Below are 15,259 nucleotides of genomic sequence, written 5' to 3' on the forward strand. Positions count from 1 at the left end.
GCGTGAGGCTACTCGGCGTCCCGAGGACCGCCCGGACGACCGGCGGCGCCGACCAGCGCCTCCAGCTCGGCGCGCCCGGGCAGCGCCTCCGGAACGACCAGCCGCCCGCTGCGTACGTAGTAGAACCCGGCGCGGACCCGGCGCGGCTCGACGCCGCTCAACTCCGCCCACGCGAGCCGGTAGACGGCCAACTGCAGCGGATCGGCCGGGACGTCGCCGGTCTTCCAGTCGACAAGCAGATAGGACGCCCCCTCCCCCTGACCCGCGCCGCCGGCGGGCTCGTCGTCGCGGTAGACGGCGTCGATCCGCCCGCGCACGACCTGCCCGCCCAGCACCATGGCGAACGGCGCCTCGACCGCGAGCGGCACACGGGCCGCGAACCGACCGGCCTCGAATGCCGCGACGAGGTCGGCGAGCTCGGCCTCCTCGACGATGTCGTCGAGGACGGCATCGCCACGGCCGGCCAGCTCGTCGGTGTCGAGCAGGCTCGCCTGGAGCGAGGCCGCCCGACCGAACCGCTCCTCGACCCACGCGTGGAACCGGCTCCCGAACCGGGCTCCGGCGGCCGGCGGTCTCGGCATCGGCCTGGCCAGTTCGCGGGCGTACTCCTCGGGGCGTTCGCGCAGCCGACCGATCGCCGTCGCCGAGAGGCTCGCGGGCATGGGCACATCGACGATGCCGCCGCGATCGCGCCGTGCCTCGCTCAGGAGGCGCTCGATCTCGGAGTCCCAGGTCTCGACCTGTGCCTGGATGACGAGGTCCAGGTCGTCGTCGGGGGCGGCGGGGTCGGCCTCGGCGACGAGGAGCGCGGCGGCGCGCCGCAGTGCCGCCTCCTGGCCGACGCCCGGGACGGGCCAGGGCAGGGAGGCGTCGATCGTCGCCATCGGGTTCGGGTCGGTGCGCTGGGGCGGATCGAGCCAGCGTTCGACCGGGTCGCCCCACTCCTCCAGTTGGTCGCGGACGACGATCTGGAAGGCCGAGGGACCGAAAGGAGTCGCCCGCTCGGACCAGCAGAACGAGGTGACACTGAGCTCGTGCGCAGCCCGGGTGTAGGCGACATAGGCCAAGCGCAGGTCCTCCTCCAGCTCGTGGGCGCGCAGGGCGAGGCGGTAGGCCTCGATGTCCTCCTTGGTGTAGCCGCCGAGCATCGGCAGGTCCGGAGCGTCGCCGCGCAGCGGGGAGGGGATCACCGCCGGCGTCGAGACCCAGGAGGCTCGGGCTCGGCCCGCCGGGAACCGCCCCACGCCCACACCGACGACGAACACGCTGTGCCATTCCAGGCCCTTGGCGCGATGCACCGTGAGCAGCTTGACCGAGTCGGCCTCGCTGGGAGTCGCGATGTCGAGACCTGCACCGAACTCGTCCTCGACGGTGAGGTAGGCCAGCAGCGCCGCGAGGGTGACGTCGCCGTCGACAGCCTGGAAGTCGGCCACCGCCTTGACGAACAGGTCGAGGTTGTCGCGCCTGGCCGAGGCCGCAGGCCCGACGGCGGCCGCCAGCTCGACGTCGACGCCGGAGACGTCCATGATCCGGCGGACCAGGTCGAGCAGCGGCTCACCGGCGAAGACGCGGAGATGTCGCAGCTCGGCGTGGAGGGAGGCGAACCGCTCCCGTGCCTGAGGCGAGAAGTCCGCCTCGCCCGGGTCGGCGAGCGCGTCGTCCAGGGCCGGCAACTCGGCGGGGTCGACGCCGTCGGCGATCTGCACCAGCGCCGCATCGACGTCGGCGCCGGCTGAGCCGTCTCGTCCCGAGCCGTTCCCGGCGATCTCGAGGGCACGCTCGGCGAGCAGCTTGAGGTCGCGTGGCCCGATCGCCCACCGCGGACCCGTCAGCAGCGTGACGAGAGCCGGGTTGGCGGTCACGTCGTGCACCAGGTGCAGGGTGGCGACCACTTCGGCGACCTCGGGCAGACGCAAGAGCCCGGCCAGACCCACGATCTCCACGGGGATCCCGGCGGCGGTGAGGGCGCCGAAGACCTCGGCCGCGTGCGCGTTGTCGCGGGTGAGGACTCCGATGTCGCTCCACGAGCACCGCTCGTGGGCGGCGACGACGCCCGCGACCAGATGGGCGAGCTCGTCGCGATGCGTCTCCAGGACCGCAGTGGAGACGACGCCCTCACCGGCACCGGGTGCCGCCTGCAAGGGCTGCACATGCTCGGTCGCGGCGTAGAGCGGCGCCGCCAGCCGGTTGGCGACATCGAGGATCCGGCGCTGGGAGCGGCGGCTCACGGTCAGGTGGCGCCGGACCGGCTCACCGGCGGCCGGCGGAAAGGTCCGGTCGAAGTGGATGATGTTGCTGACCGATGCTCCGCGCCAGCCGTAGATCGCCTGGTTCGGGTCACCGACCGCGGTGACGGCGTGCCCGCGCCCGCCCGCGACGTCGGGTCCGGAGAAGAGCTTCCCGAGCAGCAGCGCCTGGGCGACCGAGGTGTCCTGGTACTCATCGAGCAGCACCACGCGATAGCGCGCCCGTTCGGCCGCACCGACCTCCGGCCGCTCGGTCGCCAGACGCGCGGCCGAGGAGATCTGGTCGCCGAAGTCCATGACGCCCAGGTCGCGCTTGAGACGGCGGTATCCGGCGACCAGCTCGAGCAGCTCGGCGCGCCGGTCGATCGCCGAGATGCCCTTCTCGATCGCCTCGCGGTGCCCCTTGCGGCCCTTGCCGGCGACCTCGGCCGCCAGCTCGCGGAGGAAGTCGGCACGTGCCTGCGCATCGACGCGCCGCACATCGGGCTCGCTGACCAGGTGCTCGCTCATCGCGCCGTCGAGTGCGAGCAGGTTCTGGATCGCCGTCGGTGGGTGGTCGGTGAGGAACCGGACCTCACCGGTGAACCGGTCGACGACACGAGCGCCGAGCTGGTAGCGCGCAGCGTCGGTGATCACCCGGGTGTCGGGCTCGTGACCGATCAGCAGACCGTGCTCGGTGAGCAGTTGCGCGGCGTAGGCGTTGTAGGTGGCGACCGTCGGCTCGAGCGGCTCGCCCAGCACCCCGTCCTCGTCGACGGCGGCGCTGAGGGCGCCCGCGGCGTCCAAGGCGTCGTGGATCCGACGACGCAGCTCGCTGGCCGCCTTGGTGGTGAACGTCAGCCCGAGGACCTCCTCGGGGAGCACCTGACCGGTGAGCACCAGGTAGACGACCCGCGCCGCCATCAGCGTCGTCTTGCCCGACCCGGCCCCCGCGATCACCACCGACGGCTCGAGGGGCGCGGAGATGGCGCTCCATTGCTCGGCACTCGGCGCATAGGGCGTGCCCATCGCGCGCTGGAGCTCCTCGGGGGTGTCCAGCTGCAGCCTCGGGCGCCCGGTGGGTACGGCAGCGCTCATCGACCGGTCACCGACCCCGCGCCCATCACCGGGCAGCTCGAGACGAAGGCACAGTCACGGCAGTGGTCGCCTTTCGTGGCCGGGAAGGTCTCGGCACGCAGGTGTCCTGCCGCGACCGCGATCCGCTGCCCGAGCGCCCGCCTCTGCGGACCATCCGGGGCGGCCGCCGGCTGCGGTTGGACGACGGCATGCTCGCTGTCGTCGAGAGCACCGACCTGGACGAGCTCCGCGCCGCCGGCGGGCGCCCCCTGCGCCAGCGCATCGACCGCCCCCGCCTCGACGGCGAGCTGGTACAGCCCCAGCTGCGGGTCGCTCTCGACGCTGCGGTTGCTGGGCCGGTTCCGACCGGTCTTCAGGTCGACGACGATGACCGCGCCGTCGGCGTCGAGCTCGACCCGGTCGGCGTATCCGGTCAGGCGAACCGGCACCGGCGCCCCGCGTTCGTCGAGAACCTCGACCTCCGCACTGAAGTGCTGCTCGGTGCCGAGCAGCCGGCGCTGGTTGCCGTGGTGCCACCGCAGGAACCGGGCCAGCGCAGCGCGCACCCGCTCGTACTCGCGCGCCTTCGACCACGGGGTGCGGAACTCCATCCTCTCCCAGACCGCGTCCACGTGTGCCATCAGCACGTCGACGTCGTCGACCCCGGCGTCGATCTCGCCGGTCGCGACCCGCTCGGCGAGGGCGTGCAGGACCTGACCGAGGTTGGCGGCCTGGTGGGTGCGACTCGTGCCCCCGGCCTCACGCTGGAGGAACCACTGCAGCGGGCACGCGCCCATCCCGACCACGACGCTCGCCGAGACCGGCACGGGACGCTCGGGATCACGCAGCGGTACCGACGAGCGGCTGGGCTCGCGGGTTCCCCACCAGTGTGCGGGGTCGGCGAGGGGCACCAGCCGCGCGCCGCGTGCGCCCGCGGCGCCCGGCGCCGGTTCGGCCGCGAGCCGGGCGAGACGGCGCGCCGCGGCGCGCCGTAGCGGTTCGGGGGTGGCCGGGTCGCTCACGGTGCGGCGCAGCTCGGCGACCAGTCCACCGAGGGAGAGCGGCCGCGGCGGGCGACCCACGACGTGGGCGGTGTCGGTGACGCCGAGCTCGTCGAGGAAGCGTGACGGCTGCTCGCCGTCGTCGTCGGGTGAGCGGACGGCGGTGACGACCAGGCGCTCGCGAGCCCTCGTGCAGGCCACGTAGAAGAGCCGACGCTCCTCCAGCAGCTGCTCGCGGGCCGTCACCGGAGGCAGCAGCTCCCCGGGGCCGATGCGATCGGCCCCGAGAAGCGTCGCTCGACGTCGGAGATCGGGCCAGGCGTCGGCCTGGACATGGGCCACCACGACCAGGCCCCACTCCAACCCCTTGGAGCGGTGCGCGGTCATCACACGGACGGCGTCGCCGCGCGCGCCCTGCTCGGCGAGGGAGTCGGCGGGGATCTGCTGAGCGGTCAGCTGCTCGAAGAGGCCCGCCACGCCGACGTGCACCCGCTGCTCCTCGGCCCGCGAGACCGCATCGAACAAGCCGCAGACGGCGTCGAGGTCGCGGTGGGCGCGGCGAGCGCCGGGGCCACCCGCCTCGGCTGCCCGTCGGAGCCGCTCGGGCCACTCGGTGCCCGCCCACAGCGCCCACAGGACCTCCTCGGCCGACGCACCGGCGTCGACGAGACCACGGGTGCGGGCGAGCAGACGCGCGAGCGCGAGGGCCTTGGTCACCTCGATCGGTTCGGATGGGACGTGCCCCGTGGTCGCCTGGGTGCCCTCGGCCGGGCGGGTGCTCAGCTGCTCGACGAGCGCGAGGTCGACCACCGCGCGGCGCAGCAGTTCGCGGCTCGAGGCGGGAGCGCCCGGCTCCGCGCCGTCGACCTGCTCCTTGGCTCGTGCGCGCAGGCGGCGCCCGAGCCGACGGAGATCGCCGGCGTCCAGGCCGCCCAGCGGACCGAGCAGCAGACCCTGGGCCCGCGCGGCGTCGAGATGGTCGGGATGGTCGGGGCCGTCGTCGAGGTGCACGACGGCCCGCACGGCATCCAGCAACGGGAGCACCGCCGGATCCCGCACGAGCGGGATCTCGTCCCGCGCGACCTCCACCGGCACCCCGGCGGCGCCCAGGGCTCGGCGCAGCGGCGGGAGCGTCGAGCGCCCCGAGCGGACCAGCACCGCCATGTCACCCCAGGCGACGCCGTCCTCCAGATGCGCGCGGCGCAACAGATCGGCGAGATGCTCGGCCTCGGAGCGGTCGGTGTCGAACGTGCGGACCTGGACGCGGCCATCTCCCACGCCCGAGGGTTCGCACGCCGGATCGAGGAAGACTCCGCGAGCCGCCTCCGGGATCGAACCCGACAGCGACAGTCGACCGGCGACTCGTCGACTCGCCACCTGGATGCGCCGCCCGAAGCGCCGGGTCGTACCGAGGGCGATCACGTCGGCCCTGCTGCCGTCGACGCGGGGGAACTCGGTCGGGAAGTCGAGGATCCCCCGCACCTCGGCACCTCGGAACGCATAGATCGACTGGTTCGGGTCGCCGACGACCACCAGGTCGCGCCCGTCGCCCGCGAGCTGTCGCAGCAGGGCGACCTGCCCGGGGTCGGTGTCCTGATACTCGTCGACGAACACGTAGCGCCACTGCGCCCGCAGCTCGTCGCGATGCTCGGCCGCCTCGATCGTGGCGCGCCGGATCAGGTCGGCGTAGTCGGTGGCGCCGAGATCGTCCAACGTCGTCAGGTACTGCTCGAGGAAGAGCCCGGCGGCGCGGAAGGCGGGCAGGTCCTCGCCCTCCCCCAGGCCGCGCAACTCGTCGGCGTCGAGCCCCTTCTCCCGCGCCCGCGACAGGACGGCGTTGACCTCACGCGCGAAGCCACGCGTGTCGAGGGCCGCGCGGAACGAGTCGGGCCAGTGGACCGACTCGGGGTGCGGGGTCAGCAGCTCACGGAGGATGACGTCCTGCTCGGGCGCGGAGAGGAGCCGCAGCGGGCCGGCGTACATCTGCGCCGGGGCGTAGCGACGCACCAGGCCGTAGGCGAACGAGTGGAACGTCGAGCTCAGCGAGGTCGCCATCGTGCGGCCGAGGCGCGCCGTGACCCGATCACGCAGCTGCTCGGCAGCCTTGCGCGAGAAGGTGAGCGCGAGCACCTCCTCCGGCCGGGCGCCGCGGTGCTCGATGCGGTCGACGATCGCCTCGACCAGGGTCGTGGTCTTGCCCGTGCCTGGACCTGCCAGCACCAGCAGCGGACCGCCGGGATGGTCGACGACGCGCTGCTGCTCGGCGTCCAGCCGCGGTGCTCCCGACGGCGCGGCCGGGGGCACCAACCGGTAGGTCGTCGAGCTCGGTGCGGGCATGGCGACAAGCCAACCATCTGCCGCCGACACCGAGTGCCGGGTCCCGCGTCAGGCCAGGGCGAAGTAGCGCAGCCAGACGTAGGTCCAGGCGATGATCAACGACACCAGCGTCACCACGAGGCCGTACTTGGTGAACTGCCAGAAGCTGATCGGCTCCCCGGCCTTGTAGGCCAGACCGAGGACGACGACGTTGGCTCCCGCGGCGACGGCGGTGGTGTTGCCGCTGAGGTCGGCGCCGAGCGCGAAGGCCCACCACAGCGGGTTGTCGGCGCCCGTCTGGGATGTCGAGGCGACCAGCTGCTCCACGATCGGCAGCATCGCCGCCGTGTAGGGGATCGTGTCGACGAGACCGCCGATCACCGCGGAGCCGAAGATCAGCAGGGTCACCACGAGGAGCTGCTGGTCGCCGACCGAGTCGACGGCGAACTCGCCGAGCTTGCCCACAACGCCGACGTTGACCAGGCCGCCGACGAGCACGAAGAGCGCCATGAAGAAGACGAGGGTCTCCCACTCGACCTCTTCGAGGAACTCCTCCGACGAGGTGCCGGTCAGCACCACCATCGCGCCGGCGCCGAGCATGGCGACCACGGCGGGGTCCAGGTGCAGGGCGGCGTGGAGCCCGAAGCCGATCATCACCGCGGCCAGGACGACGAGTCCGATGGCGAGGCGTCGGGGGTCCTTGATCGCATCGCGCGGAGAGCCTGCGACGGCGGCCGCGGGCCGGGTGGCGACCAACTGACGTCGGAAGAGCAGCCGGCACAGCGGGATCACCACCGCGAGGATCAGCACCGCTGCCGGCGCCGTGTGGACGAGGAAGTCGGTGAAGGAGAGGTCGGCCCTGCTCCCGATCATGATGTTCGGCGGATCGCCGATCAGCGTGGCGGTGCCCCCGATGTTCGCGGCGAAGACGACCACGAGCAGGTACGGCATCGAGGAGACACCGATGCGACGACACGCAGCCATGGTGACCGGGGCGATCAGCAGCACGATCGTGACGCTGTCGAGCAACGCCCCCAGCGGAGCGGTGATCAGCGCGATCAGCACGAAGAGGCGCTTGGCGTCCCCCCGCGACGCCGCGGCCGCCCAGAGCGCCAGGCACTCGAAGAGCCCGGTCTGCTTGAGCACGCTGACGATCACCATCATCCCGAAGAGCAGGAAGATGACGTTCCAGTCGATGCCCGTGTGCAGGCTGAAGAACGCCGACTCGACGTCGATCACCCCGAGGACGGTCATCGCCGCGACGCCGCCCAGCGCCGCCGCGATCCTGCTGATCTTCTCGGTGGCGATGAAGGCGTAGGCGGTGAGGAAGATGCCGACCGATGCCGCCGCGATCATGCAGCGTGCCCCCGACCGCCCAGGCCGCCCAGGCCGCCCCGACCGCCCAGGCCGCCCGGACCGCTGTCGAGATCCTGGTCGAGGTCGACGGCGACCGTCGGCGCCGAGGCGGGCAGCCCGGAGTACCACCGTGCGAGGCGACCTCGCGCGGCGACGTCGCGCAGTCGGTCATCGACCTGGTTGCGCACCGAGGACGGCATCACGACCCAGATCCGGTCGCCCACCTGCAAGGTCGTGGAGCGGTTCGCCACGATCGCCTCGCCACGCCGCCACAGGAGAGCCACCACCGCTGGTTCGGGCAGGCGCAGCTCGGCGATCGCGACGCCGACCAGGCCCGAGCGCGCCGGCACCGAGACCTCCACGGCTGTCACCCGACGGACACCGACGAAGCGCCACAGCAGCGGGAACCTGCGCACCGCACAGGGGTCGAGGCTCCGGCGACGCCGCGCCTCCAGGACCACGACGAGGACCACCGCCGAGGCGCCGACCGCGAAGGCGGCGACCTCGGAGAGCACTGATGTCACCGGGAGGCCCCCCACTGTCCCTGCTCGTGCGACACCACGCCTACCTCCACCTCTCGGGTCATGTTCGCTCCCGGGATGACGCAGCGACTCCCGACCGGCCCTGCGTCCCACGGCAGAAGGCCGCATGGCTCCACTGACGAGTCTTCTTCGCCGCAGGGCCCGCCGGTATGGGGGCTACCACCCATTTCCGGTGCCGCGACCGCCGAACACGGCGCAGCCGTGGACGCCGTCACGCGCGGTTTGCGAGGCTGAGGTATGCCGTTGTTCTGGAAGGTCGTGCTGGTCAACGGGGCGGTCTTCTGCGTCGGCACGATCGCCCTGGTGCTCTCGCCCGTGAGCGTCTCGCGCGATCCGGTCAGCTCCGAGGTCCTCGTGCTCGCCGTCGGTCTGACGGCGGTGCTCGCGACCAACGCCGTCCTGCTCCGCAGGCCGCTCGGGCAGATCGACCGGGTCGTGCGGGAGATGGCCGCGACGCACGCACCCACCGACGGACAGCGTCTGGCCGAGCCCCGCGGCGAGGGGCCGGACGCCCTGCTGGTCCGCGGGTGGAACCAGATGCTCGACCGGTTGGAGTCCGAACGCGGCGAGAGCAACGCCCGCACCCTCGCTGCCCAGGAGGCCGAGAGGCAACGCATCGCGCGGGAGCTCCACGACCAGATCGGGCAGGACCTCACCGTCGTCCTCCTCGGGCTGAAGCGCGTCGTCGACCGTGCCGCGTCCGCACCCGTGCACGAGTTGGTGGACGAGCTGGAACTGGTGCGCGAGAGCGCGCGGGTCAGCCTGGACGACGTCAGGCGTGTCGCGCGGGAGCTCCGGCCCGGCGTCCTGTCCGACCTGGGTCTGGCCAGCGCTCTCGCCGCTCTCGCCACCGAGATCGCCATTGCCGGGCCGCACGTGCGGCGTCAGATCACTCCGGGCCTGCCCACGCTGTCCCCCGAAGTGGAGGTCGTCCTCTACCGCGTCGCCCAGGAGGCGCTGACCAATGCCGCCCGGCACGCGGGAGCGACATCGGTCGACCTGTCCCTGGCCAGGGTCGGCGCCGAGGTCGTGCTCGAGGTCGTCGACGACGGTCGGGGCCTGGCCGGCGCAGCAGCCGGCTCGGGCATCCGCGGCATGCGGGAACGCGCACTGCTCGTGGGCGGCCGGGTGGAGGTCGACTCCCCCGGTCGCGGCACACGGGTGCGACTGCTCGTGCCCTGGCCGCCGGCGACCCTCGTCGGCACCCTCGACGACGTCGGGGCCGCCCGATCCCAGGGCGGACGGCGATGACGAGGCGCACCACCCGGGTGATGCTCGCCGACGACCATGCCCTGGTGCGGCGCGGCGTCCGCCTCATCCTGGAGGCCGAGCCCGACATCGAGGTCGTCGCCGAAGCCGGCGACGGCCTCGAGGCGATCGAGCTGCTGCGGGAGGTCGAGGTCGATCTCGTCGTGCTCGACATCGCGATGCCGCGAGTGACGGGGCTGCAGGCCGCCCGCGACATCGGACGACGTCGCAATCCTCCGCGCATCCTGATGCTCTCGATGCACGACAACGAGCAGTACTTCTTCTCCTCCCTCAAGGCCGGCGCCAGCGGGTACGTCCTGAAGTCGGTGGCCGACGAGGACCTCGTCGGAGCCGTCCGGTCGGCGATGCGAGGCGACGCCTTCGTCTACCCGGGCGCGATGAGCGCGCTTGTGCGCGACTACCTGGACCGCATCCGACGGGGCCAGGTCACGCCCAGCACGGCGCCGGACAGCGCGCTGACCGAGCGCGAGGACCAGGTCCTCAAGCTGATCGCCGAAGGCGCCTCCTCCAAGGAGATCGCGGCGACCTTGAGCATCAGTCTCAAGACCGTCGAGCGGCACCGGGCCAACATCCTGGCCAAGCTCGGCATGCGCGACCGCACCCAGCTCACCCGGTACGCGATCCGAGCCGGCCTGATCGAGCCCTGAGCCCGGCAGGCGCCGCGCGCTCAGGCGAGTGGCGAGCGGTCGTTGTAGGTCCCTGCCGCGACCTGTCCGGACAGCGCCTGCACCGCCGCCATGATCTCGTCGGTCAGCAGTCGCCGAGCGCGGCCCGCCGGGAGGCCGTCGAAGCGATCGCCGGGCACGATCGGTGCGCCGAAGCGCACGCTGATCGGCACGATCCGAGGGAGCCGTGAGCCGACCGGCTGCAGCCGATCGGTGCCGGTCAGACCCACCGGGACGACGGGTACGCCGGCCGTGAGCGCCAGATGCGCGACGCCGGTGCGACCTCGGTAGAGCCGGCCGTCGCGGGAGCGGGTGCCCTCCGGGTAGATCCCGAACGCCTCGCCTCGCGCGAGGACCTGCAACGCCGTGTCGAGGCTGGCGATCGCCGCCTTGGAGTCGTCGCGGTCCACCGGCAGCATGCCGAGGCTGGTGAACCAAGTGCGCGAGAGCGCGCCGCGTAGCCCCGCGCCGTCGAAGTAGTCGCTCTTGGCGAGGAAGACCACCGCCCGGGGCGCCACGACCGGGATCACGACGGAGTCGACGAAGCTCAGATGATTGCTCGCCAGGATCACCGGTCCCGAGGTCGGCACGTGGTGCAGCCCGGTGACCGTGGGACGCCAGAGCGCTTTCGCCGCAGGGGGGATCACCGCGTGCAGGAGGCGGTAGAGATCAGGTCGCGCCGGAGCCACACCGGTCAGTGTGCTGGTTACTCACCGGTCGCCAGAATCGCGTTCGCTGCGGTCACGCGACCGGGATCCACAGCGCCGCTCGGAGGTCCACCGAGCCCAGTCCCGACCGCAGGGGCGTGCCCTCGGCGAGGTAGCACGCACGCGCCTCGTCGTGGTGACTGGGCGGCAGGCTGCCGTCGGCCCGTACGACACGCCACCAGGGCACCGGGCCGCCGTGTCGCGCCATCACGCTCCCGATCACACGCGGCCCCGTGCTCACGACGTCCGCGATCGCGCCGTAGGTGGTGACCCGCCCCGGCGGGATCTGCTCCACGATCTGCAGGATCCGCTCGATCAGTTCCTCGTCCACCACCGCCACCCGTCGAACCTAGGTGGAACCCTCGCCAGGACCTGGGAGGCGAGCCGATCGGATCGAGCGCAGACAGCACGAGGCCCCATCCGATGCGGATGGGGCCTCGTCCCTGTTTCCCGAAGGGCCGTTCCTGGTGTGCCCGCGCTCCTCCCGAGCGGAGGGGCACACCCCTCGGTGGTGTCTCGCCGGGCTCAGCCGATGCCCGTGAAGGCCACCGTACCGAGTGCCAGCTCGAGACCGTCGATACCGGAGTGCTGCTGGGCGAAGGCGAGCTCTCGGGAGAGGTCGCCGATGTTGTTCGAGAGCGGCAGCGGCGTGAGACCGAGGGTGGAGAGCGTGCCCACTGCCTTGCCACCGGCCGAGAGGAACGCCGAACCGGAGTCACCGGGAATGCCGGGGGTCAGCGTGTACAGGCTGTGGCTCCACCCGCCACCACTCGTGCCCAGGCTCAGACCGACCTTCGGGGACAGCAGGCTGATGCCCGCGCGGAGGGAGGAGTTGCCGTAGGACCACACGCGCTCGCCGGCGGCGACACCGTCGGTGTCGATGCCGGTGGGACCGCCCCAGAACGGGACGCTCGGATTCACCTTCGCGACATCGGCCGCGCGGACCTTGACCAGGGCGAAGTCGTTGAAGGCGCACGTGTTGGCGTCGGTGACGCCGAGATCGCGCATCGTGCGCCACGAGGAGTAGACGAGCTCTCCGCTGCCGATCAGCGCGCCGTTGGAGAGCAGCGACCCGCCCTTGTTGAAGGTGACGCGGGTGCCGAGAGGCTGGGAGTCGTTCTCACAGCCGTTCGTGTCGGTGGCCTCGCCCAGGCCAGCGCAGTGGGCGGCGTAGCCGATGTAGACGCCGCCTGCGGCGTCGGTGAAGACGAAGTTCGTGGTGCACTGACCGCCCGCCGTGTAGGCCTGCACGCCGGGAGTGATCGAGGCGCTGGACGCCGGGGCCCAGGCGGTGTGCCGGGCCGCGGCGCTCGCGGGTTGCGCGGTGCTCACCACGGCGAGGCCGGCGACGAGCAGGCCGAGCGCACTGAGCACTCCGAGGGAGCGCCAGGACCGGACGCCACGGGTGCGGCGGCGGCGGATCGACGGGGGCGTGAACGACATCGGTCTGAGGACCTCCTGAGTAGGTCGCACGGTGCGAGGGCGGGTCTGTACCGTTCCCAACGATCGTGGCTAGAACGGGTTACGCCCCTCTAGTCACAAATGACTAGAGGGGCGCGGGCCCGTCGCTGCGGCCGAGGACGGCGAACTCTCAGTAGGTGGGCTGGCTCGGGTCGACCTGGTTCACCCAGGCGACGACTCCGCCGCCGACGTGCACCGCGTCGGCATATCCCGCACCCTGCACGATGGCGAGCGTCTCGGCCGACCGGACGCCGGACTTGCAGTGCATGACGATCTGCGTGCCCGAGTCGACCGCCGGCAGCTTCTCCAGCGCCGACCCGTTGAGGAACTCACCCTTGGGGATCAGTACCGAGCCGGGGATCTGGTTGATCTCGTACTCGTTGGGCTCGCGGACGTCGACCAGCACGAAGTCGCGGCTCCCCTCGGCACGCTCCTTGAGCATGTGCTCGAGCTGCGTGACCGAGATCGTGGAGCCGGCAGCAGCGTCAGCGGCCTCCTCGGAGATCGCGCCGCAGAAGGAGTCGTAGTCGATGAGCCCGGTGACCGTGACGTTGTCGCCGCACAGCGCGCAGTTCGGGTCCTTGCGGACCTTGAGCTTGCGCCACTCCAACTCGAGTGCGTCGTAGATGACGAGCTTGCCGATGGCCGGGTCGCCGATCCCGGTGAGCAGCTTGATCGCCTCGTTGACCTGGATCGAGCCGATGCTGGCGCACAGGACGCCCAGCACGCCGCCCTCCGCGCAGCTGGGCACCATGCCCGGCGGCGGCGGCTCGGGGTAGAGGCAGCGGTAGCAGGGCGCCTCGTCGGCGAGACTCGGCGCGAAGACCGAGGCCTGCCCGTCGAACCGGTAGATCGAGCCCCAGACGTAGGGGATCTTCAGGAAGTACGCGGCATCGTTGACCATGTACCGGGTGGCGAAGTTGTCGGTGCCGTCGACGATGAGGTCATAGCCCTCGAAGATCGCCATCACGTTGTCGTTGTCGAGGCGCTCGTTGTGCACGACGACGTTGACGTAGGGGTTCGCCTCCAGGATGGAGTCGCGTGCCGACTCGGCCTTCGGGCGGCCGATGTCGCTCTGGCCGTGGATGATCTGGCGCTGCAGGTTGGACTCGTCGACCTCGTCGAACTCGGCGATGCCGATGGTGCCGACTCCGGCCGCGGCCAGGTAGAGCAGCGCGGGGCTGCCGAGGCCGCCGGCCCCGATGACGAGGACCTTGGCGTTCTTCAGCCGCTTCTGACCCGTCATCCCGACGTCGGGGATGATCAGGTGGCGGCTGTAGCGCCGGACCTCGTCGATGCTCAGCTCGTCAGCGGGCTCGACCAGCGCGGGAAAGCTCACGTTTCCACTCCTCGTAGATGGCGGTGGGGACGGCCCCCGGTCGTCGTCAGTCGCGATCTGCCGCCTGACGTCGGCCTGCCCATGATGGCGTGCGGCCGGCCTACTGGTGGCAACGCCGACCCCGCCGGCTCTGTTCCCGGGTTCCTCTCACTCATGATCCCGCGCCGGCTCGCCGGGCGAGCGCCGACGTCTTGTCATCCGGACCGATCGGTAACATCTGCCCGTGCCTCCCACCACGCCCGACCTCGACGCCGACCTCGGCGAGATCCGCCCGCGCGGAGGACGTCTGCCTCGGCGCGAGCGCCGAGCCCAACTGCTCTCCTCGGCGCTGGAGATCTTCGTGCGCAACGGCTATCACGCCGCCGCCATGGACGACATCGCCGATCGCGCCGGAGTCTCCAAGCCGGTGCTGTACCAGCACTTCCCCGGCAAGCTCGACCTCTACCTCGCGCTGCTCGACACCTCGTGCGACGCGATCATCGAGAACTGCCGCCAGGCGCTGGCCTCCACGCACGACAACGAGCAGCGGGTGGCAGCCACCATCTCGGCGTTCTACGACTACGTCGGCAGCGAGACCGGCGCCTTCCGCCTCGTCTTCGAGTCCGACCTCACCAACGAGCCCGCCGTCCGGCACCTGGTCGATCGGGTCACCTCCGAGTGCGCCTCGATGATCGCGGAGGTGATCGCCGAGGACACCGGCTTCCCCTCCGAGGCCTCACGCCTGCTCGCCGTCTCGCTCGTGGGCATGGCGCAGGTCAGCGCCCGCTTCTGGCTGGAGGAGGCCGGAGGTCTCGATCGCGACCAGGCCACGGCGCTGGTCTCGGCGTTGGCCTGGGGCGGCATCGGTGGCTACCCCCTCACCGTGGAGCACTGAACGGTTCCGCCAGGACCGTCGCGGGCCCGGCACCCGGACGGCGTCCCGCTGGGGGCGCCTGCTTGACTCGACAGCATCAGCCGACGCCCGGATCGGGCCGGCCAGACCATCGACGAACCGGTCGATGCACCCAACGACACGAGGAGACATCGTGGAGGTCAAGATCGGCGTGCAGTACGCCGCGCGCGAGCTGGTCGTCGACACCGACCAGAACCCGGAGGACGTCGCGACCCTGGTCGCCGACGCCGTCGCCTCGGGCGATGGCGTGCTGACCCTGAACGACACCAAGGGCCGCCGCATCATCGTGCCCGCGGCGAAGATCGCCTACGTCGAGATCGGCAGCGGCAGCAGCGGGACGGTCGGCTTCCGCAGCTGACCTGACGACGCGGCGCCACGAGGGCCCGACTCCGCCGCACCGGCGGAGTCT

Annotated in this window: 12 protein-coding genes; 4 read left to right on the plus strand and 8 right to left on the minus strand. The window is 71.8% G+C overall.

The genetic code is table 11. The annotated features are described in order from the left end of the window. Positions 1-8: 8 nt before the first annotated feature. From KSO97_RS12560 to KSO97_RS12575, 4 genes are read right to left on the minus strand one after another with little or no spacing between them, the layout of a single operon-like run. A complete protein-coding gene (locus KSO97_RS12560; RefSeq protein WP_232679380.1) occupies positions 9-3,323 on the minus strand; it encodes an ATP-dependent DNA helicase in 3,315 nt (1,104 codons plus the stop codon). Then, positions 3,320-6,640 (minus strand): ATP-dependent DNA helicase, encoded by a 3,321-nt coding sequence (locus KSO97_RS12565; protein ID WP_232679382.1) that lies wholly within the window; start codon positions 6,638-6,640, stop codon positions 3,320-3,322. The genes KSO97_RS12560 and KSO97_RS12565 overlap by 4 nt, the downstream gene beginning before the upstream one ends. A gap of 48 nt (positions 6,641-6,688) precedes the next feature. Continuing rightward, complete coding sequence (locus KSO97_RS12570; protein ID WP_232679384.1) at positions 6,689-7,975, minus strand: SLC13 family permease; 1,287 nt, start codon at positions 7,973-7,975, stop codon at positions 6,689-6,691. Next, positions 7,972-8,499 carry a TrkA C-terminal domain-containing protein gene (locus KSO97_RS12575; protein ID WP_232679385.1) on the minus strand — a complete coding sequence of 176 codons (528 nt, stop codon included), beginning with the start codon at positions 8,497-8,499 and terminating at the stop codon, positions 7,972-7,974. Before KSO97_RS12575 ends, KSO97_RS12570 begins: the two co-directional genes overlap by 4 nt. 255 nt (positions 8,500-8,754) lie before the next feature. Between KSO97_RS12575 and KSO97_RS12580 the strand changes: the two genes are divergently transcribed. Then, the gene (locus KSO97_RS12580; protein WP_232679387.1) at positions 8,755-9,768 is read left to right on the plus strand and encodes a sensor histidine kinase; all 1,014 of its coding nucleotides are present in this window, start codon (positions 8,755-8,757) and stop codon (positions 9,766-9,768) included. Next, the gene (locus KSO97_RS12585; protein ID WP_232679389.1) at positions 9,765-10,433 is read left to right on the plus strand and encodes a response regulator transcription factor; all 669 of its coding nucleotides are present in this window, start codon (positions 9,765-9,767) and stop codon (positions 10,431-10,433) included. The genes KSO97_RS12580 and KSO97_RS12585 overlap by 4 nt, the downstream gene beginning before the upstream one ends. 20 nt (positions 10,434-10,453) lie before the next feature. Here KSO97_RS12585 and KSO97_RS12590 read toward each other — a convergent pair whose 3' ends face one another. The 4 genes from KSO97_RS12590 to moeZ all read right to left on the minus strand — a co-directional run bounded on the left by KSO97_RS12590 (position 10,454) and on the right by moeZ (position 13,958). Further along, positions 10,454-11,140, minus strand: a complete 687-nt coding sequence (locus tag KSO97_RS12590; protein WP_232679391.1) for a 1-acyl-sn-glycerol-3-phosphate acyltransferase — start codon at positions 11,138-11,140, stop codon at positions 10,454-10,456. A 52-nt stretch (positions 11,141-11,192) separates the two neighbouring features. After that, positions 11,193-11,498, minus strand: a complete 306-nt coding sequence (locus KSO97_RS12595; protein ID WP_232679393.1) for an MGMT family protein — start codon at positions 11,496-11,498, stop codon at positions 11,193-11,195. Between the two features lie 185 nt (positions 11,499-11,683). Beyond that, on the minus strand, positions 11,684-12,601 hold the full coding sequence (locus KSO97_RS12600; RefSeq protein WP_232679395.1) for a hypothetical protein: 918 nt from the start codon (positions 12,599-12,601) through the stop codon (positions 11,684-11,686). A gap of 148 nt (positions 12,602-12,749) precedes the next feature. Next, positions 12,750-13,958 carry an adenylyltransferase/sulfurtransferase MoeZ gene (moeZ, locus tag KSO97_RS12605; RefSeq protein ID WP_232679397.1) on the minus strand — a complete coding sequence of 403 codons (1,209 nt, stop codon included), beginning with the start codon at positions 13,956-13,958 and terminating at the stop codon, positions 12,750-12,752. Positions 13,959-14,181: 223 nt separating this feature from the next. Between moeZ and KSO97_RS12610 the strand changes: the two genes are divergently transcribed. Then, positions 14,182-14,832, plus strand: coding sequence for a TetR/AcrR family transcriptional regulator (locus KSO97_RS12610; protein WP_232679399.1), 651 nt, complete (start codon positions 14,182-14,184; stop codon positions 14,830-14,832). Positions 14,833-14,983: 151 nt separating this feature from the next. After that, positions 14,984-15,208, plus strand: a complete 225-nt coding sequence (locus tag KSO97_RS12615; protein ID WP_232679401.1) for a DUF3107 domain-containing protein — start codon at positions 14,984-14,986, stop codon at positions 15,206-15,208. Positions 15,209-15,259: the final 51 nt, after the last annotated feature.

The sequence above is a fragment of the Nocardioides sp. R-C-SC26 genome (genome assembly GCF_021246465.1).
In the GTDB taxonomy this organism is placed as follows: domain Bacteria; phylum Actinomycetota; class Actinomycetes; order Propionibacteriales; family Nocardioidaceae; genus Nocardioides.

Bases quoted from the DNA above. Each gene is read 5' to 3' on its own strand.
- KSO97_RS12565 (WP_232679382.1), bottom strand. From the start codon at position 6,640: ATGCCCGCACCGAGCTCGACGACCTACCGGTTGGTGCCCCCGGCCGCG.
- KSO97_RS12600 (WP_232679395.1), bottom strand. From the start codon at position 12,601: ATGTCGTTCACGCCCCCGTCGATCCGCCGCCGCCGCACCCGTGGCGTC.
- KSO97_RS12580 (WP_232679387.1), top strand. From the start codon at position 8,755: ATGCCGTTGTTCTGGAAGGTCGTGCTGGTCAACGGGGCGGTCTTCTGC.
- KSO97_RS12560 (WP_232679380.1), bottom strand. From the start codon at position 3,323: ATGAGCGCTGCCGTACCCACCGGGCGCCCGAGGCTGCAGCTGGACACC.
- KSO97_RS12570 (WP_232679384.1), bottom strand. From the start codon at position 7,975: ATGATCGCGGCGGCATCGGTCGGCATCTTCCTCACCGCCTACGCCTTC.
- KSO97_RS12585 (WP_232679389.1), top strand. From the start codon at position 9,765: ATGACGAGGCGCACCACCCGGGTGATGCTCGCCGACGACCATGCCCTG.